Origin of the sequence: Streptomyces sp. NPDC003023 (genome assembly GCF_042888225.1) — a bacterium.
GTDB lineage: Bacteria > Actinomycetota > Actinomycetes > Streptomycetales > Streptomycetaceae > Streptomyces.
The window spans coordinates 255,399-272,893 of record NZ_JBIAPL010000002.1; the positions used below are offsets into that span (position 1 = coordinate 255,399).

Sequence of the window (17,495 nt, forward strand, 5' to 3'; positions counted from 1 at the left end):
GGTCAGGCGCTGAGCGGGAACTCCCGCTCCAGCTCCCGCAGGATGGCCACGTTGTGGTCGAACGCCAGCCTGCACTCGTCGACCATGCGCTGCTTCTCCAGGTCGTCGGCGTCCACCGAGTCCAGCAGCTCCCGGTAACCGCGCTTGAACGCCGCCGGGTTGGGGATCTGCTCGAAGACGTAGAACCGGACGCCGTCGCCCCTGCGGTCGAATCCCCAGGTCTTCTCCGCCATGTCCCGCAGCACCTGCCCGCCGGAGAGGTCACCGAGATAGCGGGTGTAGTGGTGTGCCACGTAACCCGCGGGCCAGGTACGCGCGCATTCCTCGATCCGGGCGGCGTACGCGGCGGTGGCCGGCAGTGGCACGAGTCGGTCCGGGCGGGCGCCCGCGCCGCGCAGGTGCTTGAGATCGCGCTCCAGCTCGGCGGTGCGCATCAGCTCGGGCCGGATGAACGGACCGGCGACCGGGTCGTCCTCCAGCGTCTTCGCCGCGCCCTCCAGCGCCCGGTACACGAACCACAGTTCCTCGGTGTACCGCGCGTACGCCTCGACGTCGAGACGGCCCGCGAGCAGGTGGTCCATGAAGTGGGACGTCTGCACCGTGGTGTGCCGCTCGTGCGAGGCGAGCCGGATCAGCGTCGAGAAGGGAGTACCGGTTGCGTCCAAGGCGGGCCTCCAGGGACCGAGAGGAACGGGAACGGACGGTGACGGCTGCTGCCGCCACCTGTCCTGCTGCTCAGGCTTGCCTGAGCAATATGTTCCCGACGTCCTGTCGGTAAAACGCCACCCGCCTCCGGGATCAGGGCAGCGTGAGGATTTCCGCGCCGGAGTCGGTGACCACCAGCGTGTGCTCGAACTGCGCGGTGCGCCTGCGGTCCTTCGTGACCACCGTCCAGCCGTCGTCCCACATGTCGTACTCGTACGTCCCGAGCGTGAGCATCGGCTCGATGGTGAACGTCATCCCCTGCTTGATGACGGTGGTCGCGTGCGCCGCGTCGTAGTGCGGGATGATCAGTCCGGAGTGGAACGACGAGTTGATCCCGTGCCCGGTGAAGTCCCGGACGACCCCGTAACCGAAGCGCTTGGCGTACGACTCGATGACCCTGCCGATGATGTTGACCTGGCGGCCGGGCTTGACCGCCTTGATCGCGCGGTTCAGCGACTCCCGGGTCCGCTCGACGAGCAGCCGCGACTCCTCGTCGACGTCGCCGCAGAGGTAGGTGGCGTTGTTGTCGCCGTGCACACCGTTGATGTACGCCGTGACGTCCAGGTTCACGATGTCCCCGTCCTTCAGGACGGTCGAGTCCGGGATGCCGTGGCAGATGACCTCGTTGATCGAGGCGCACAGCGACTTGGGGAAGCCGCGGTAGCCGAGCGTCGACGGATAGGCGCCGTGGTCGCACATGAACTCGTGCGCGACACGGTCCAGTTCGTCGGTGGTCACGCCCGGTGCGATGTGCTTGGCGGCCTCCTCCATCGCCTGCGCGGCGATGCGGCCCGCGATACGCATCCGCTCGATGGTGTCCGAGTCCTGGACCTCTGGCCCGGAGTACGGGGTCGGCGCCGGCTTCCCGACATACTCGGGACGCCGGATGTTGCCGGGGACGGAGCGGGTGGGAGAGAGCTCCCCTGGTACGAGCAGCGACTGGCCAGACATGCCAGCGAGTCTAACCAGCCCCGCCGGGGCAGCATGGCCTGAGAGGAAGGAGCCCACGATGGCCCTGTTCAAGAAGCGCACGGCGGGCAAGCCGGGCGAGTGGTACTACTGCCTGCAGCACAAGAAGGTCGAGGAGGGGCCGGAGTGCCCGGCCAAGGACCGCTTCGGGCCCTACGCGTCCCGTGAGGAGGCGACGCGGGCGATGGACACGGCGCGTGAGCGGAATCTCGAATGGGAGAACGACCCGCGCTGGCACGAGGCGCCGCGGGGCGGGGGCGACGAGTCGTAGGTCCGGGTCCGGGGCCGGGGCTGCTGCGCGCGGGGCGTGTTCCCCTGCCCGACCCTTCCCGCTGTACCGATGTGCGGCCCCGCCGCGTGGCGGGCTCCGCCCGAGACCCGGTACGCCGCCCGGTGGGCGGCGTACCGCGCGTCACGCGGTGGCCTCGAACTCCACCTGGGCCCGGCGGCCGTGGGTGGTTGCCCCAGCCGGGCCGGTTTTGCCGCTGCCCGGCACCCCCGGCCGTGGGTGGTGTCCCCAGCCGGGCCGGATCTGCCGTTGCACGGCACCCAGCCCGCCAGGCGGCGACTTCAGCCTCGCCGGCGATCGAGGCGCGGGGGATGCGGGCGGGGGCACCTCCCACTTGCCGCCGGGCGTAGGGGGGAAGCCCCTGAAACACCACGCCCCGCAGGCGTCACGCCGCCCGCGCGGCCCGCCGCGCCACCGCGTCCTCGTCCGTCTCCGCGTCGTAGGTCACCAGCTTCGGCAGCACCGCCGCCAGCAGCCCCACCGACACCACGCACGCCACACCCCCGGCCCAGATCGCCGGTCGCGTGCCCGTCCAGCCCGCCATCGCGCCCGCCCGCACCTGGCCGAGTTGCGGGCCGACGCTGTACGAGAGGACCTCGATGCCGGCCAGGCGGCCCCGCAGGGCGTCGGGGATCGTCTGGTTCCAGATCGTCGAGCGGCCGAGTCCGCTCAGCATGTCGCCCGCGCCCGCGAACGCCAGGCACAGCAGCACCAGCCACACGTTCGAGAACCAGCCCGCCGCGGCCACCGCCAGCCCCCAGCCGGCCGCGCCGAAGACCACGAACAGGCCGTGCCGCCGTACCCGGGACGTCCAGCCACTCGTGAGGCTCAGCAGCACGGAGCCGAGAGAACCCGCCGCGTACATGAGACCCAGCGACCACTCGGCGTCCAGGTCGTCCGCCAGGAACGGGAAGATCGTGTGCGGGAAGGCGAGGACCATCGCCGCCAGGTCGATCGCGTAGGTCCCCAGCAGTACCGGCCGCGACCACGCGTACCGCGCACCCTCCGCGATGCCCCGCAGGGACGGCTTCTCCGCGTCGTGGGCCGGCGGCGCCGGGGCGACGCGCATACAGAGCAGCACGGAGACGGCGAAGCCGGCGACCGTGAGCCCGTACGCCGTCGCGTGTCCGGTGTACGCCACCACGACGCCCGCCACCGCCGGGCCGGCGATCGCGCCGAGCTGCCAGCGGATGGAGTTCAGGGCGGCCGCCGCCGTCAGCTGGTCGTGCGGCACGATCCGGGCCAGCAGCGAGTCGAGCGCCGGGCGCTGCAGCCCGGAGCACGCGGAGACTCCGGCGGCGACCAGGTACAGCGGCCACAGCATCGGTTCCGGCAGCGCCGCGTTGACGAGCAGGACGCCTGCCAGCACACCGAGCGCGGCCTCGGTGCCGAGGATCATCTTCCGGCGGTCCACGGCGTCCGCGAGCGCGCCGCCGTAGAGGCCGAAGACGACCAGCGGTACGAGTTCCACCGCGCCCATCGCACCCACCGCGAGCGGCGAACCCGTCAGGTCCTTGATCTGGAGCGGCAGGGCGATCATCGCCATCGAGCTCGCGAAGTAGGTGACCAGACCCTGCACCCACAGCAGCCGGAAGTCGCGGGAGGACCGCCAGGGCGAGAGATCGGGCAGAACGGCGGAGAGCTTGGAGGTCACAGACGGCCATGCTCCAGCGGTCCCGGAGCCCCGGGCAACCGAATTACCAGCGGGCAGGCGGCGGTGACGTCAGCTGGTCCGCCAGCCACGACAGCCGGCCCCGCAGACGGGACCGGCCGCGGGGCGGGGGCACGCTGTTCTCCCCGGCCGCCGCACTCACCAGGTGCTGCACCGTGTCGATGTCGATCTCCGCGGCACCCGCCTCGTGGTCCGGACCGGGCACGGTCAGCGCCTCGTGCGCCAGTCCGCGCACCTCGGGGTCGCCACCGTCCAGGGCCAGGACCGTCGCACCCGCCCGCCGTGCGTCGTGGACCCTCTCCAGCAGGTCCCCGCCCGGCGTCGTGGGCGCCACCACCAGCAGCGTCTCCCCGCGCCTGGCGGCCTCGAGACGGCCGAGCCCGACGGCCAGGTGCGCCGGGTCGGCGGCGCGCACCCGGTGGCGTACGAGTGTGGGCGCCAGCTCCGGCTGCCCCGACCACGCCGCCTCGTCGACCAGGTGCGCGGCCATGTGCCACGGCTCGTACTCCGCCGTTCCCACCAGCAGCAGCCCGCCGCCCCGCGGCACCACGGACGAGCGCAGTGCCTGGGCGAACCGGCGGGTCGCCGCGGGCCACTGGGTCCCGGCGAGGACTTCGCGCAGCAGCGCGACGCGTACGGCATCCATGGCGCAGCATCCTGCACCGGACCGGGGCCGGGCGGGGCCGGGTCGGCCTCGTCTCACCCGATCGGGAGGGGCCGGGGCCGAAACCGGGGCGGTCGGGGCTTTCGAAACCGGGGCGGCCGGGGCCGAAACCGGGGCGGCCGGGGCCGAAGCCGGGGCGGCGAGGCCCGAAGTAGGGTCGGCGCATGACACTTACGGGTACTGACAGTTCCGGCACCGCGCCCAAGGCCCCGGCGAAGGACCCCTGGGATCTCCCCGACGTATCCGGCCTGGTCGTCGGTGTTCTCGGCGGCACCGGGGACCAGGGCCGTGGCCTCGCCTACCGGCTGGCCAGGGCCGGCCAGAAGGTGATCATCGGCTCCCGTGCCGTGGAGCGCGCGGAGGCCGCCGCGGAGCAGCTGGGTCTCGGTGTCGAGGGCGCCGACAACGCCGAGTGCGCCCGTCGCAGCGACGTGGTGATCGTGGCGGTGCCGTGGGACGGACACGCCGAGACGCTGGAGACCCTGCAGAAGGAACTCGCGGGCAAGCTCGTCGTCGACTGCGTCAATCCGCTCGGCTTCGACAAGAAGGGCGCGTACGCGCTCAAGCCGGAGGAGGGCAGCGCCGCCGAACAGGCCGCCGCCCTGCTGCCCGACTCACGGGTGACCGCGGCCTTCCACCACCTCTCGGCGGTGCTGCTGCAGGACGAGTCGATCGAGGAGATCGACACCGACGTGATGGTGCTGGGCGAGGTCCGTGCCGACACCGACATCGTGCAGGCGCTGGCCGCCCGTGTCCCCGGTATGCGCGGAGTCTTCGCCGGCCGGCTGCGCAACGCGCACCAGGTCGAGTCGCTGGTCGCCAACCTGATCTCGGTCAACCGCCGGTACAAGGCACACGCGGGGCTGCGCGTCACCGACGTGTGAGCCTCCCGGGGCATGGGGGACACTGGAGGGGCCGAACCTCCCCTGCGCCATGGCGGGCGCGGGAGGCGCCCCCATCCGCAGGACCCGACAGGAGCCGTACCCCATGCCCCGCCTCGCTCTCTACTCCCTCGCTGTCTGCGCCCTCGCCGTCGTCGCGGCGGTGATCTCCTTCGTGCAGGGCATCTGGCTCGGGATCGTGTGGGTGCTGCTCGCCGGGGTGTCGTCGAACATGGCCTGGTACTACATCCGCCGGGCGAAGGCCGAGCGGGCGGCCGGTTCCGGTTCCGTCTGACGCGTCAGGCGGACGCCGCGCAGAACTGGTTCTGCCCGTTCCAGAACTCGAACAGGTCCCGGCCGCAGTAGATGCCGTTCTCGTTCACGCCGAGGGCCTGCATGACCCCGTACACGGCGTCGAAGAAGACGGTGTTGACCTCGGGGATGAAGAGGATCACGAAAACGATGATCAGGCCGAAGGGCGCGATCGGCTCGACCTGCCGGCGCACCTTGTACGACAGCCAGGGCTCGATCACGCCGTAGCCGTCCAGTCCGGGGACCGGCAGGAAGTTCAGGATCGCGGCGGTGACCTGGAGCATCGCGAGGAACGCGAGCGAGAAGCGGAACGCGGCCGGCACACCGTCCAGCGCCCCCAGCCAGAACGGGGCGGTGCACACGGCGGCGAACAGGACGTTCGTCAGCGGGCCGGCGGCCGAGACGACGCTGTGCTTCCAGCGGCCGCTGATGCGATTCCGCTCGATGAAGACCGCGCCGCCCGGCAGGCCGATGCCGCCCATGATCACGAAGACGACCGGCAGCACGATGCTCAGCAGGGCGTGCGTGTACTTCAGCGGGTTCAGCGTCAGATAGCCCTTGGCGCCGATGGAGATGTCGCCGCCGTGCAGCGCGGTGCGGGCGTGGGCGTACTCGTGCAGACAGAGCGACACGATCCACGCGGAGACGACGAAGAGGAAGACGGCGAAGCCGGGGACGGCCGAGAAGCCGGTCCACACCGCCCAGCCGGTGACCGCCATCACCGCGGCGATCCCGATGAAGACCGGACTGACGGCGCGGTCGCTGTGGCGCCTGGCGGCGGTGGTCATGAACGCGGCTCCTGAAATGCGGCGGAAGTACGGGCGTGTGGAACGAGCGGAACGGGCATACGGGCGGGTCGGCAGAGCACGCGGAGCGTGCGGAACGAACCCGCGGCACGGAGTGGAACGATCCGGAAGGCGCTCCCGGTTCCTGCTCCTGCCCCGCCGGAACGGTACCGACACCGCGGCCGCCCCACCGCAGGGGCAATGGGCGGGTGCGGCGTCTCCTGCTCGGCACCACCCAGGCCGTCCACGACGACGGCACGCCCGTCGCGCTCGGCGGGGCCCGGCTGCGCGCCCTGCAGGCGGCGCTCGCGTTCCGCGCGGGGCGCCCGGTCCCGGTGAACATCCTGGTCGACGAGGTGCTGGAGGACGACCCACCCGCGGAGCCGGCAGAGGTTCTCCCGGCCGGAGAGCTTCTCGTCGACCGAGGCGTACTGGCCGGTGAGGCCGATGGTCCGGTGAAGCTGCCGGCCTGCTTCACCCCGTCGCAGCCGGCGACCGTCGCACGGCTCGCGTCGGGGAGGACCAGCGTGGACAGGCAGCGCACCAGGTGGTCCTGCCGGCGCCGTTGGGACCGAGGACACCGAGCACCGTGCCTTCACGGACGTCCAGGTCCACCCCGTCGAGCGCCTTCGTCACGGATGGCCGCAGGCCGCCGGCGCGCGGTCGGCGGCCTGTGGTTCCGGCCGTTCAGGTCTTCGCGTAGTCGCCGAATCCGACCCAGTCGAGCATCACGCACGGCTCGTCCCCGACCACGTACGCGTCGTGTCCCGGCGGCACGGTGACGAACTGGCCGGGCCGTACTTCGGCCGTCTCGCCGTCGTCCATGACGATGGTCATCCGGCCGCTGACGACGTAGCCGACATGCCCCGCCATACAACTGTCGGTGCCTGCGATGGGCTTGACGTGGGTGGACCAGCGCCAGCCCGGTTCGAACACGGCCCGGCCGACCGGCCCGTGCTCCGTGTTGAGGAGATCCAGCTTCCCTTTCCCGTCCTTGAACGCACGGGTCTCGTCGGCCGAATCGAAGGTCCTGGTCAGGATTTTGGCCATGATGTTCCGCCTCCTGGCGGCGTGCGGGGATCCCCGAGGCCACTCCTCACACTACGCCGACAGCCCGCCGACGGGGGACGATCGGCGGGCTGTCGTTGGTGCCGGTAGTGGCTCAGTGGAAGCTGTGCTCCTCGGCGGGGAACGCCCCGCCCGCGACGTCGTCGGCGAACGCCTTCGCCGCGTCGCCGAGGGTCCGGCGGAGGTTGGCGTACTGCTTGGTGAAGCGCGGCACCTTGCCGCCCGTCAGACCGGCCATGTCCGTCCACACCAGGACCTGCGCGTCGGTGTCGGGACCGGCGCCGATGCCGATGGTGGGGATGTGCAGGGAGCGCGTGACCTCGGCCGCGAGCTCGGCGGGCACCAGCTCGAGGACCACCGCGAACGCGCCCGCGTCCTGGGCGGCCTTGGCGTCGCGGATCAGCTTGTGGGCGGCCTCGTCGCTGCGGCCCTGCACCCGGTAGCCCATGGTGTTCACGGACTGCGGGGTCAGGCCGAGGTGCGACATGACCGGGATGCCGGACTGCACGATCAGGTCGGTCTGGGCCAGCGACCGCTCGCCGCCCTCCAGCTTGATCGCGCCGACGCCCGCCTCCTTGACCAGCCGGGTGGCGTTGCGCAGGGCCTGGACCGGGCCCTCCTGGTACGCGCCGAAAGGCAGGTCGCCGACGACGAGGGCGCGTCTGGTGCCCCGCACGACGGCGGCGGACAGCAGTGTCATCTCGTCCATCGTGACGGGCACGGTGGTCTCGTAGCCGAGGTGGCAGTTGCCCATCGAGTCGCCCACGAGCACCACGGGGATGCCGGCCTCGTCGAAGACGGACGCCGTCATCGCGTCGTAGGCGGTGAGCATGGGCCACTTCTCACCGCGCTCCTTGGCGGCGGCGATGTCGTGGACCGTGATGCGGCGAGTCTGCTTACCGCCGTACAGCGCTTTGCTGCTGCTGTCGGAGGCGTTCTGGGCAGGCTGAAGCGTCATGAGTATTCGGCTCCTTCTTCATCTCGGGGCACCCTGACGGCGTCCCCGGATCGCTTCCATGGTGGCACCTCATGCCGCCCGTACGGAAGAGGACCCCGTCACACCCCCGCGTGCCGCGCGGTCGCCGTGGTCGGCCCGGCCGCGGCGCGGCAAGTGTGCCCGTTCTGTCACAGCGTCCTCATCAGGCCCGATGCCAGGAACCCGTCGTGCCGCCCCGTCGTCATCGAGGCAGTACGGCCGTCCCCGCGCGGACGGCGGAGTGACCACCGGTCATCGCCTAGTGTCCCTATGGACGACGGCGAGGCGGCGTGACGGCAAGGCAGTGAGGGACAGCTTTATGGCGCAGGCGTACACGGCGGACACGGGGAACGGCGCGACACGGACGCGGCCCACCGGGCCTCTCGCCGGGAGGCTCCGACGCCTGTCCGCCCGGTGGCGCGGCGACCGCGGCATCTGGCGCCGCGGCATCGTCCTCGCGCTCTGCGCCGTGCTGGTCGCCCTGCTCATGGCCCTGCACGCCCGGATCCCCAACCGGATCGGCAACCTCGGCAGCCTGACGGAGACGTTCCTGCCCTGGTTCGGCGTCTTCGTCCCGCTGATCGGCGTCGGGGCGGTGCTGCGGCGCTCCGCGACCGCGCTGATCGCCGTGCTGCTCCCGCTGGTCGTCTGGCTGAATCTCTTCGGCGGGCTGCTGACCGGCAAGTCGGCGGCCGCGGACGCGGAGAGCGGCGATCTGACCGTCGCCACGCACAACGTGAACGCGCAGAACCCGGACCCGGCGGGCACCGCACGGGACGTGGCCGCCTCCGGCGCCGACGTCCTGGCGCTGCAGGAGCTGCCGATCGGGCAGGTCGGGACGTACGAGCAGGCGCTGGCCGGTACGTACCCCTATCACGCGGTCGAGGGCACGGTCGGCCTGTGGAGCAGGTACCCGCTGACCGGCACGACCCCCGTCGACATCGGGATGGGCTGGATCCGTGCCATGCGGGCGACGGTGAGGGCGCCCGGCGGGGACGTCGCGGTGTACGTGGCGCACATGCCGTCCGTACGCGTGAAGCTCGAGGCCGGCTTCACCGCCAATCAGCGGGACAACAGCGCCGACGCGCTGGGCGAGGCGATCGCCCGCGAGCGGATGGACAGGGTCGTACTGCTCGGAGACCTGAACGGCACGATGAACGACCGCTCGCTGAACGCCGTCACGTCCCAGATGCGTTCCACACAGGGCGCGGCGGGCGACGGCTTCGGCTTCAGCTGGCCGGCGGCGTTCCCGATGGCGCGGATCGACCAGATCATGGTGCGGGGTGTGGAGCCGGTGTCCTCGTGGACGCTGCCGCGGACGAACAGCGACCATCTGCCGATCGCGGCAAGCGTCGATCTGTGACCCCGCCGGCCTCGTCCCGCGGTGGTGCCGGGGGCACGGGATGCCGGACGACGTTCAGCGGGCTCGGCCCGGGTGGTCCGACACCGGCGCGGTGCGGGGCCCGGCGGTGGGGACGCCGAGGGCGAGCAGGGCCGTGTCGTCGTCGAGACCGTCGCCGAAGCTCTCCAGCAGTCCGGCCAGTGCGGTGATCACCTCCCGGGGTGCGGCGGGCGCGCGGTGCGTGGCGAACGCGTGCAGGGCTTCCTCGCCGTACAGGCCGTCGCGGGCCGGGCCGGTGCGGGCCTCGGTGAGGCCGTCGGTGTAGAGCAGGAGCGTGTCGCCGGGAGCCAGAACGGTCTCCGCGGTGCCGACGGGTGCGTCGGGCAGCACCCCGACGAGCATTCCGCCGGGGGTGGGCAGGAGGTCGGCGTGGCCTTCGGCGCGCAGGACGAGCGCCGGAGGGTGGCCGCCGGAGGCGAGGCGGACCGTGATGCGGTCGCCCTCGTCGAGTACGAGGAGGCCCGCGATGCACGTGCAGTACTCGGGTTCGTCGTCGCCGGCACTGTGCCGCGCGTACAGGGTGGCGTTCAGCGTGGTCAGCGCCGCGGCCGGGTCGGGGTCGTGGAGCGCGGCGGCGCGCAGGGTGTGGCGGGTCAGCGAGGTGAGGGACGCCGCCTGCGGACCTTTGCCGCACACGTCGCCGAGGAAGAACGCCCACCGGCGCTCGTCGACGGCGAAAAGGTCGTAGAAGTCGCCGCCGAGCTGGTCGGGACAGGCCGTGTGGTAGTGGGCGGCCGTCTCCAGCCCCGGCAGGACGGGCAGGGTGTCGGGCAGCAGGGACTTCTGCAGCACGGCGAGCACGTCGGCCAGCCGTTCCCGGTCGGCCTCGGCCTGCCGCCGCACCTCCTCGGCCTCGGCGCGGGCCCGTTCGGCCTCGGCGCGGGCGCGTTCGGCCTCGGCGCCGGCCTCTTCGGCCTCCTGGCGGCGGTGCAGGAGTTCCTCTTCGTAGGCGCGGCGGTCGGAGGCGTCGAAGACGGTGGTGCGGATCAGCAGCGGCTCCCCTTCGCTGCTGTGCTTGACCTGTGAGGAGACAAGCACCGGCAGCCGGCCGCCGTCGGCGTCCCTCATCTCCAGAGCGATACCGTGCAGTTCGCCCTGCATTCTCAGCAGGGGCGCGAAGTGAGTTTCGTGATACAGCTTCCCCCCGACCGTGAGCAGGTCGGCGAAGCGTCTGTGCCCGACCACCGCGTCGCGCTCCATGCCGAGCCACTGGAGCAGCGTGCTGTTGATCTTGGCAATCGTGCCGTCCATCAACGTGGACAGGTAGCCGCAGGGAGCCGAGTCGTACAGCTCCTCGGCGCTGTCCTCCAGCAGCCCGGTGAACACCGCGTCCGCGTCCTCGTCACCGCCCGCGCCGAGCGGCTTCGGGTCCCTATCCGCGCGGCACATCGCGGATGTCCTCCAGGAAGTCGAGAATCGCTTCCGCGGTGGCCTCCGGGGCGCTCAGCTGCGGGCAGTGCCCGGTCGCGTCCAGCGTGACGAGGCGGGAGGAGGGAATCGCCGCGTGCACGTACGCGCCGACGTCGCGAGGGGCGATGGCGTCCTGGGAGCACTGGAGCACGAGCGTCGGCACGCTCACGCTCTCCAGGTCGTCACGGTTGTCGGACAGGAACGTGGTGCGGGCGAAGACACGAGCGATGTCGGGATCAGTGGCGCAGAAGCTGTTCGTCAGTTCCTGCCCCAGCTCCGGCCGGTCGGGATTGCCCATGATCACCGGGGCCATGACGGACGACCAGCCCAGATAATTGGACTCCAGGGACGCCAGCAGTTCGTCGATGTCCTCCGTGGTGAAGCCGCCGCGGTAGTCGCCGTCGTCGATGTAGCGGGGCGAGGGAGTCACCATCACCAGCGTTCCGATACGCCGCGGCGCCGCCCGCGCCGCCAGTACCCCGACCATGGCGCTGACCGAGTGCCCCACGAACACCGCCCGCTCGAGGTCGAGCTCCTCGCAGATCTCGATCACGTCCTGCGCGTAGCCGTCGATCGAGGAGTAGCGCTCCTCGCTCCAGGCCGACAGGTCCGAGCCGCCGCAGCCGACGTAGTCGAACAGCACCGTCCGGTACCGCTTCGCCAGGGCCGGTACGGTCAGGCGCCACAGGTTCTGGTCGCAGCCGAACCCGTGCGCCAGCACCATCTCCGGCCCGTCGGCGAGACCGGTCACCGTCACGTTGTTCCTGCGGCGGATGTCCATACCGGTCATGTTTACACCTGACCGACATGCCCGAAAGGCGTCATGTGATCCCGGTGTCTCCGCCGCCGGGGGTCCGAGTGGTCGGCGGGTCCGGAAAACGTCACCGCAACCAGGTGTTCACCGCCGGGAACAGAATCTCTGAGAAGATTTGTTCCGAGAACAAACTTACTCGGAAAGGCTCACCCCACATGCCCCTGGCGCTGCTCGCCCTCGCCGTGTCCGCCTTCGGCATCGGTACCACCGAATTCGTGATGATGGGCCTCCTGCCCAACGTCGCAGACGATCTCGGCACCTCCGTTCCCACCGCCGGCCACCTGGTCTCCGCCTACGCCATCGGCGTCGTCATCGGCGCACCCCTGCTCACCGCTCTGGGCTCCCGCGTCCCGCGCAAGCGGATGCTGCTGCTCCTGATGGCGCTCTTCACCGTCGGCAACCTCGCGTCCGCGCTCGCCCCCGGCTTCGGCACCCTGCTCGCCGGACGGGTCCTCGCCGGACTGCCCCACGGCGCGTTCTTCGGCGTCGGCGCCGTCGTCGCCGCCCGCCTCGTGAGGGAGCACCGGCAGGCCCGTGCCGTCGCCACGATGTTCCTCGGGCTCACCGTGGCGAACATCGTCGGCGTCCCCGCCGCGACCGCGCTCGGCCAGCAGCTCGGCTGGCGGGCGACGTTCCTCGTCGTGACCGCCATCGGCCTGTTCGCCATGGCGGCCCTCGCGAAGCTCGTGCCCCACATGCCGCTCGACACCCGCCAGGGCATCGGCCGCGAGATCCGCGCCCTCGGCGACCGGCAGGTCCTGCTCGGCCTGCTGACCGCCGTCTTCGGGTTCGCGGGCGTCTTCGCCGTGTACTCCTACCTCGCGTCGATGACGACCGAGGCGATCGGCCTCGGCGAGTCGTCCGTCACCCTCGTCCTCGCCCTGTTCGGCATCGGCATGACCCTCGGGGCGCTGGCCGCGGGCCCGCTCACCGACCGGGCGCTGCGACCGACGCTCTACGGCTCCCTCGCCGCGCTCGCGCTCGTCCTGGCCGCCTTCCCTCTCACGGTCCGCACACCGTGGCTGGCGCTCACCACTGTCGTCGTCCTCGGCGCGGTCGGGTTCCTGACCACCACGCCGCTGCAGATGCTGGTGATGCGCAAGGCCAAGGACGCCCCGACGCTCGCGTCCGCCTCCAACCACTCCGCGTTCAACCTCGCCAACGCGGGCGGCGCCTGGCTCGGCGGCACGGCCATCGCGGCGGGCTGGGGCTGGACGTCCCCGGCACTCGTCGGAGCGGTCCTCGCCGTGGTGGGCCTGGCCGTCGCCGCGACCGCCGGCCTGCTGGACCGCGACCGTACGGCGGAGGGGGCCTCCCGCGTCGTCGCGGGAAGCCCCCTCGCACCGGAGCGGCCGGTCAGCCCGTCGTCTCGCGCCAGCGGTTCGTGATCGGCAGCCGCCGGTCCTTGCCGAACCCCTTCGCCGAGATCTTGGTGCCCGGCGGGTACTGACGCCGCTTGTACTCCGCCGTGTCCACCATCCGCAGCGTCTTCGCCACCAGCGCCTCGTCGTAACCGGCCGCCACGATCGCGTCCTTGCCCTGGTCCCGGTCCACGTACAGCTCCAGGATCCGGTCCAGTACGTCGTAGTCCGGCAGCGAGTCGGTGTCGACCTGGCCGGGGCGCAGCTCGGCGCTCGGCGGCTTGGTGATCGACGCCTCCGGGATCGGCGGGGTCTGGCCGCGGTCCTCCGCGGCACGGTTGCGCCACTTCGCGAGCCGGAACACGGTCGTCTTGTAGACGTCCTTGATCGGCCCGTACGCGCCGACCGAGTCGCCGTACAGCGTCGAGTACCCCACCGCCAGCTCGGACTTGTTGCCCGGCGCGAGCACGATGTGACCCTCCTGGTTGGAGATCGCCATCAGCATCGTGCCGCGCAGCCGCGACTGCAGGTTCTCCTCGGCGAGGCCGGTCAGCCCCAGCGAACCCATGTAGGCGTCGAACATCGGCTCGATCGGCACGGTGCGGAAGTTGAGCCCGGTACGGCGGGCCAGCTCGGCCGCGTCGCCCTTGGAGTGGTCGGAGCTGTACTTGGAGGGCATGGAGACGCCGTACACGTTCTGCGCGCCGAGCGCGTCGCAGGCGATCGCCGCGACGAGGGCGGAGTCGATGCCGCCGGAGAGCCCGATGAGCACGGACCGGAAGCCGTTCTTGGCGGCGTACGCGCGCAGGCCCACCACCAGGGCGGAGTACACCTCCTCGTCGTCGTCGAGCCGGTCGGCGTACCCGCCGGTCAGCTCGGCCTCGTACGCCGGAAGCGGTTCCTCGGAGAGGATCACGCGGTCGATGCGCAGCCCGTCGTCGACGACGCCGGTCGGGGCGTCGGCCGCGGCCGCCGGCAGTTCCAGATCGAGTACGACGCTGCCCTCGGCGAACTGCGGGGCACGGGCGATCACTTCACCGTCGGCGCCCACGACGATCGAGTCACCGTCGAAGACCAGCTCGTCCTGCCCGCCGATCATCGCGAGATACGCGGTGGTGCAGCCCGCCTCCTGGGCGCGCTTGCGCACGAGCTCGAGGCGGGTGTCGTCCTTCTCCCGCTCGTACGGCGAGGCGTTGACCGAGATCAGCAGCCCGGCCTTCGCGCTGCGCGCGGCCGGCACCCGGCCGCCGTCCTGCCACAGGTCCTCGCAGATCGCGAGCGCGATGTCGACGCCGTGCACGCGCACCACGGGCAGGGTGTCGCCCGGCACGAAGTAGCGGAACTCGTCGAAGACGCCGTAGTTGGGCAGGTGGTGCTTGGCGAAGCTCAGCGCCACCTCGCCGTGGTGCAGGACTGCGGCGGCGTTGCGCGGGGACCCGGCGGGGCGTCCGTACCGGGGGCCGTCCGTCTCCGACCGGTCCAGATAACCGACGACGACCGGCAGCTCGCCGAACCCCTCGGCGGCGAGCCGCGAGGCGAGCGCGCGCAGCGCGGAACGGGACGCTTCGACGAAGGACGACCGCAGCGCGAGGTCCTCGACGGGGTAGCCGGTCAGCGCCATCTCGGGGAACGCGACGATGTGCGCCCCCTGTTCCGCGGCGTGCCGGGTCCAGTGCACGATCGCCTCGGCGTTGCCGGCGAGATCGCCGACGGTGGAGTCGATCTGATTCAGGGCGAGACGTAGTTGAGGCACGGGGCCAGTGTAATCGTCTTTCTGACGCGATGTCCTTCCGGCCCCGAGCCCCGTGTCCGCCCTCGCCTGGCCCCGTCAGGTCATCCGTCCCGCATCGGCCAGCCGCTCCGTGCCGCTCTCCGCGTAGACCCGCTCCGCCCAGCTTGCCAGCTGCTCCTCGCTCAGATGCTGCGCGAGGTCGGCCTCGCTGATCATGCCGACCAGCCGCTTGTTCTCGATCACCGGCAACCGCCGGATCTGATGGCCCTGCATCTCCCGCAGGACGGCTTCCACGTCCGCGCCGGCGTCGATCCACCGCGGCGTGCCCTTCGCCATGTCGCCCGCCGTGGTCCGGGCGGGGTCGTGGCCCATCGCCACACAGCCGACGACGATGTCGCGGTCGGTGAGGATGCCGCACAGGCGCTCGTCGGCGTCGGCGATCGGCAGCGCGCCCACGTTCAGTTCGCGCATCAGCTGCGCCGCCCGGTCGAGGGTCTCGTGTTCGGGGATCCAACGGGCCCCCGCGTGCATGATGTCCTTCGCAGTGGTCATGGGTCGTGCCTCCTGGATGCCGTACGGCCCCGAGCCACCCCATTGTCGTTGCGCCTTCCGGGGTGTGCGACCGCAGTCGCACACCCCGGAAGGCCACGCGCGTCAAGCGCGCCAGATGCAAGCCAGATGCGCGTACGCGTCAGGTGCGCGGCTGAGCACCGCGCTTGCGCAGCAGGTCGACCATCAGCTCGACCTCCGACGCCTGCGCGTCGACCATGCCCTGCGCCAGATCCCGTTCCACCCCGACCTCGCACTGCTCGACGCAGCCCTTGGCCATGGCGATGCCGCCGTTGTGATGGATGATCATCAGCTGCAGGTAGAGGATCTCAGCCTGCTTGCCGTTCAGCCGGGAGAGCTGCTCCAGGTCCGACTTGGTCGCCATGCCGGGCATCAGCGACCCGTCCTCGGCCTGGTGCCCGCCGTGCCCGGAGTGGGCGGTGGCATCGCCGCCGCCCTCCGGGCCCATCCACTCCATCGGCTCCGCGTCCGCCGACACCTTCGGCAGACCCCACAGGTCGAGCCAGCCCAGCATCATGCCGCGCTGGTTGGCCTGCGTGTTGGCGATGTCGTACGCGAGCCTGCGCACCTCTTCGTCCTGCGTACGGTCCCGGACGATGAAGGACATCTCCACCGCCTGCTGGTGGTGGACCGACATGTCGCGGGCGAAGCCGGCGTCCGCGGACGCCCCCGTCGGCGTGCGGTCCGCGGACGCGCCCCCGCCGTCCCCCGCGGAGGCCACCGTGGCGGCCCCCGCGAACAGCAGCGCGAGCACCACCGCCGTGACGGCGGCCCAGTGCGTACGCGTCATGCCCGTCACTTGCCGCTCAGCCCGCCCGTGCACGCCGCGCCCGGCTCGGGCGTCTGCGCGCCCTGCACGTACTTGGTGAAGAACTGGCTGACCCGCTTGTCGTCGGCCGAGTCGACGACGACCTGCTTGCCCCAGGCGCTCAGCATGATCGCGCCCTGCTGGTCCTTGTACGGGCTCATCAGCGTGTACGGCGTCTTCTTGACCTTCTCCGCGAGCTTGTCGACGTCGGCCTTGGCCGCCTTGTCGGTGTAGGTCACCCACACCGCGCCGTGCTCCAGGGAGTGCACGGCGTTGACCTCGGGAATCGGCTCCGAGTAGACGTCGCCGTTGCAGTTCATCCACACCTGGCTGTGGTCACCGCCGACCGGCGGCTTCATCTCGTACGAGACGGCCGTCTCCACATGGTTGCGGCCGAGCTTCTTCGCGTCCCAGGTCTTCTCGTCCACGACGGGGGCCTTCGCCTCCGCGACGCGCTGCTCCTTCTCCTCGGACTCCTTGTTGAGCACGAAGACCCCGAAGCCGACGAGGCCGGCGACGACGACGCCGCTGATGCCGATGGTGAGGATCCGGTTGCGGCGCTCGCGGGCCTGCTCGGCCCGGCGCATCTGCTCTATTCGGGCCCGGCGGTCGTTGTTGGTGTTACGGCTGGCCATGATGGCGGTGTCCTTCGTGGAGTCTGCGGAATGGGGGTTCGGCAATGCCTGCGAGGTCGTGCGGGCGTCTCACGTCCGCAGTACCTGAAGGACGTGCAGGTCAGGGGCGCGGGCGAGCGCTCCGGAACGGTTTTGACGGCCGACGTCGGCGGCCCGCCCGGCGTACAGGGGCCGGGCGTCGGCCTCCAGAGGGGCGTCCGGCGGCGGCACGGTGAGCACCGCGGGGCTCAGCACGGGGAGCAGTCCGCAGCCACCGTCGTCGTACGGGCAGCTGTACGCGGTTGTCGTGGCCGACTCGTACGGCGAGTGGGCGGTGGTGCCGTGGTGCGGGCGGGCCGGGCCCAGACAGACGAAGAGCGCGCCGAGGAGCGTCGCCACGGCGCTCAGCAGAGCCGTGGGACGCTTGGCGCCCGAGAGGCGGCCGGGCCGCGAACCTCCCATG

Annotated in this window: 19 protein-coding genes and 1 pseudogene; 5 read left to right on the forward strand and 15 right to left on the reverse strand. The window is 71.4% G+C overall.

The annotated features are described in order from the left end of the window. Nucleotides 1–2: 2 nt before the first annotated feature. Nucleotides 3–665 carry a heme oxygenase (biliverdin-producing) gene (locus ACFYV1_RS09385; RefSeq protein WP_389394833.1) on the reverse strand — a complete coding sequence of 221 codons (663 nt, stop codon included), beginning with the start codon at nt 663–665 and terminating at the stop codon, nt 3–5. Nucleotides 666–798: 133 nt separating this feature from the next. Further along, a complete protein-coding gene (gene map / locus ACFYV1_RS09390; RefSeq protein ID WP_389394834.1) occupies nt 799–1,656 on the reverse strand; it encodes a type I methionyl aminopeptidase in 858 nt (285 codons plus the stop codon). A 58-nt stretch (nt 1,657–1,714) separates the two neighbouring features. Between map and ACFYV1_RS09395 the strand changes: the two genes are divergently transcribed. Further along, nucleotides 1,715–1,945: a hypothetical protein gene (locus ACFYV1_RS09395; RefSeq protein WP_389394835.1), complete on the forward strand. Its 231-nt coding sequence runs from the start codon at nt 1,715–1,717 to the stop codon at nt 1,943–1,945. Nucleotides 1,946–2,348: 403 nt separating this feature from the next. Here ACFYV1_RS09395 and ACFYV1_RS09400 read toward each other — a convergent pair whose 3' ends face one another. Further along, complete coding sequence (locus tag ACFYV1_RS09400) at nt 2,349–3,617, reverse strand: MFS transporter (RefSeq protein ID WP_389394836.1); 1,269 nt, start codon at nt 3,615–3,617, stop codon at nt 2,349–2,351. Nucleotides 3,618–3,660: 43 nt separating this feature from the next. After that, a complete protein-coding gene (locus ACFYV1_RS09405) occupies nt 3,661–4,281 on the reverse strand; it encodes a hypothetical protein (RefSeq protein ID WP_389394837.1) in 621 nt (206 codons plus the stop codon). A 182-nt stretch (nt 4,282–4,463) separates the two neighbouring features. On the opposite strand from ACFYV1_RS09405, the gene npdG reads away from it, so the two are divergent. Then, entirely contained in the window at nt 4,464–5,183 is a 720-nt protein-coding gene (gene npdG, locus ACFYV1_RS09410; protein WP_389394838.1) for an NADPH-dependent F420 reductase, read from the forward strand. A gap of 103 nt (nt 5,184–5,286) precedes the next feature. Then, nucleotides 5,287–5,475: a hypothetical protein gene (locus tag ACFYV1_RS09415; protein WP_389394839.1), complete on the forward strand. Its 189-nt coding sequence runs from the start codon at nt 5,287–5,289 to the stop codon at nt 5,473–5,475. A gap of 4 nt (nt 5,476–5,479) precedes the next feature. On the opposite strand, the gene ACFYV1_RS09420 is transcribed toward ACFYV1_RS09415, so the two are convergent. The 4 genes and pseudogenes from ACFYV1_RS09420 to panB all read right to left on the reverse strand — a co-directional run bounded on the left by ACFYV1_RS09420 (nt 5,480) and on the right by panB (nt 8,303). Continuing rightward, nucleotides 5,480–6,280: a site-2 protease family protein gene (locus ACFYV1_RS09420; protein ID WP_389394840.1), complete on the reverse strand. Its 801-nt coding sequence runs from the start codon at nt 6,278–6,280 to the stop codon at nt 5,480–5,482. A gap of 386 nt (nt 6,281–6,666) precedes the next feature. After that, nucleotides 6,667–6,925 (reverse strand): annotated as a pseudogene (locus ACFYV1_RS09425) (ATP-binding cassette domain-containing protein); the annotation flags it as partial. Nucleotides 6,926–6,964: 39 nt separating this feature from the next. Next, nucleotides 6,965–7,327, reverse strand: coding sequence for a cupin domain-containing protein (locus ACFYV1_RS09430; RefSeq protein ID WP_389394841.1), 363 nt, complete (start codon nt 7,325–7,327; stop codon nt 6,965–6,967). 112 nt (nt 7,328–7,439) lie between these two features. Further along, nucleotides 7,440–8,303, reverse strand: coding sequence for a 3-methyl-2-oxobutanoate hydroxymethyltransferase (panB, locus tag ACFYV1_RS09435; RefSeq protein ID WP_389394842.1), 864 nt, complete (start codon nt 8,301–8,303; stop codon nt 7,440–7,442). 337 nt (nt 8,304–8,640) lie between these two features. Here panB and ACFYV1_RS09440 point away from each other — a divergent pair, with 337 nt between their 5' ends. After that, nucleotides 8,641–9,684: an endonuclease/exonuclease/phosphatase family protein gene (locus ACFYV1_RS09440; RefSeq protein WP_389394843.1), complete on the forward strand. Its 1,044-nt coding sequence runs from the start codon at nt 8,641–8,643 to the stop codon at nt 9,682–9,684. 54 nt (nt 9,685–9,738) lie between these two features. On the opposite strand, the gene ACFYV1_RS09445 is transcribed toward ACFYV1_RS09440, so the two are convergent. Both ACFYV1_RS09445 and ACFYV1_RS09450 read right to left on the reverse strand, forming a co-directional pair. Next, the gene (locus tag ACFYV1_RS09445) at nt 9,739–11,112 is read right to left on the reverse strand and encodes a PP2C family protein-serine/threonine phosphatase (RefSeq protein WP_389394844.1); all 1,374 of its coding nucleotides are present in this window, start codon (nt 11,110–11,112) and stop codon (nt 9,739–9,741) included. Then, nucleotides 11,096–11,914 carry an alpha/beta fold hydrolase gene (locus ACFYV1_RS09450; protein WP_389395269.1) on the reverse strand — a complete coding sequence of 273 codons (819 nt, stop codon included), beginning with the start codon at nt 11,912–11,914 and terminating at the stop codon, nt 11,096–11,098. The genes ACFYV1_RS09445 and ACFYV1_RS09450 overlap by 17 nt, the downstream gene beginning before the upstream one ends. 188 nt (nt 11,915–12,102) lie before the next feature. Here ACFYV1_RS09450 and ACFYV1_RS09455 point away from each other — a divergent pair, with 188 nt between their 5' ends. Beyond that, the gene (locus tag ACFYV1_RS09455) at nt 12,103–13,335 is read left to right on the forward strand and encodes an MFS transporter (protein ID WP_389394845.1); all 1,233 of its coding nucleotides are present in this window, start codon (nt 12,103–12,105) and stop codon (nt 13,333–13,335) included. Here ACFYV1_RS09455 and ACFYV1_RS09460 read toward each other — a convergent pair. From ACFYV1_RS09460 to ACFYV1_RS09480, 5 genes are all read right to left on the reverse strand, one after another. Continuing rightward, nucleotides 13,304–15,061, reverse strand: a complete 1,758-nt coding sequence (locus ACFYV1_RS09460; protein WP_389394846.1) for an NAD+ synthase — start codon at nt 15,059–15,061, stop codon at nt 13,304–13,306. The two genes, ACFYV1_RS09455 and ACFYV1_RS09460, sit on opposite strands and share 32 nt — an antisense overlap. Before the next feature lie 75 nt (nt 15,062–15,136). Further along, nucleotides 15,137–15,592, reverse strand: a complete 456-nt coding sequence (locus tag ACFYV1_RS09465) for a CBS domain-containing protein (RefSeq protein ID WP_389394847.1) — start codon at nt 15,590–15,592, stop codon at nt 15,137–15,139. Nucleotides 15,593–15,731: 139 nt separating this feature from the next. Next, nucleotides 15,732–16,400, reverse strand: a complete 669-nt coding sequence (locus ACFYV1_RS09470) for a DUF305 domain-containing protein (protein ID WP_389394848.1) — start codon at nt 16,398–16,400, stop codon at nt 15,732–15,734. Nucleotides 16,401–16,405: 5 nt separating this feature from the next. Further along, nucleotides 16,406–17,053 carry a DUF3105 domain-containing protein gene (locus ACFYV1_RS09475; protein WP_389394849.1) on the reverse strand — a complete coding sequence of 216 codons (648 nt, stop codon included), beginning with the start codon at nt 17,051–17,053 and terminating at the stop codon, nt 16,406–16,408. Nucleotides 17,054–17,122: 69 nt separating this feature from the next. Beyond that, on the reverse strand, nt 17,123–17,494 hold the full coding sequence (locus ACFYV1_RS09480) for a hypothetical protein (protein WP_389394850.1): 372 nt from the start codon (nt 17,492–17,494) through the stop codon (nt 17,123–17,125). Nucleotide 17,495 lies beyond the last annotated feature (1 nt).